This is a genomic window from Lysinibacillus sp. 10T31 (genome assembly GCF_056394365.1).
The window spans coordinates 1-980 of the sequence record NZ_JBFTHS010000142.1; the positions used below are offsets into that span (position 1 = coordinate 1).

The following is a 980-nucleotide window of genomic DNA, read 5'->3' on the forward strand; positions in this document are numbered from 1 at the left end:
TTTCATGCCCCATTAAACTTTGAATTACTTCAATGGGTGCGCCATTGTTTAATAGATGTGTAGCGTAACTATGTCTTAATTGATGGGGATGTATATCTTATTTATTCCAGCACGACTGGAGATTCGTTTAATGATATACCTCATTTGCGCAATACTCATACGATGTGGATTTCTTTCAGTAACAAAAATAGCCGGATCTCTATCTTGATGACTTTCAATGTATCGTTTAAACCAAATATCACAGCGGATATTAAAGTAAATTTCTCTTTCTTTATCTCCTTTACCTCTAACGATTGCAGAGCGTTCTGACCAATTAATATTATTCTTCTTTAGTGAAACAATTTCTCCAATTCTACATCCTGTTGAAAACATAAACTCAAATATCGCTATTCCAGGGGAGTATGGCATGCCTCTCTTAAATGTTCGTTAAAAACTTAGGAATTCGTTTTCTGACTTTTGGTTCTTTTATTTTAGCTGCTGGATTTTTAGATATATGTCCTTCTTCATGTGACCAACGGAACAATGATTTCATAAAACGAATTCGGTGAGCAAGACTAGAGGGTTTAAGATACACACTAGTTTTTGCTAAGTACTCTTTTAGTTGAACAGTCGTAAGTGGCTCAATATCAACATCTTCAAAATAGCGAGTAAGTAATGCCGCCTGAAGTCGATATGCTTTTAAAGTTTGTAAGGAAAAACCTTCAATTCTCTTTTCAGATTCATATGTTTCCCATGCTTTTGACATTAACAAAATACATTCCTCTAAAAATATTATTTATAGAGAAGATATTTCCAATTTGCTAGAAGGAGTATACATAGAAAAAATACTTCACTAAACCAGCTAATAGTTTGTCAATAATTTTCTGTTAAAAGTTTAATAGGCACGTGCTATACTAAAAAAGTGCATGACAAATAACCGTCCTAAAGTTTGTTTTTGGAAGGTTTTGTTTGATTTAGTTATACCTACTTATCAAGCTAAA

Annotated in this window: 1 pseudogene; it reads right to left on the reverse strand. The window is 32.9% G+C overall.

What is annotated here, in order from left to right:
- Positions 1-751: pseudogene (locus AC1DCY_RS27180) on the reverse strand (tyrosine-type recombinase/integrase); the annotation flags it as partial.
- Positions 752-980 lie beyond the last annotated feature (229 nt).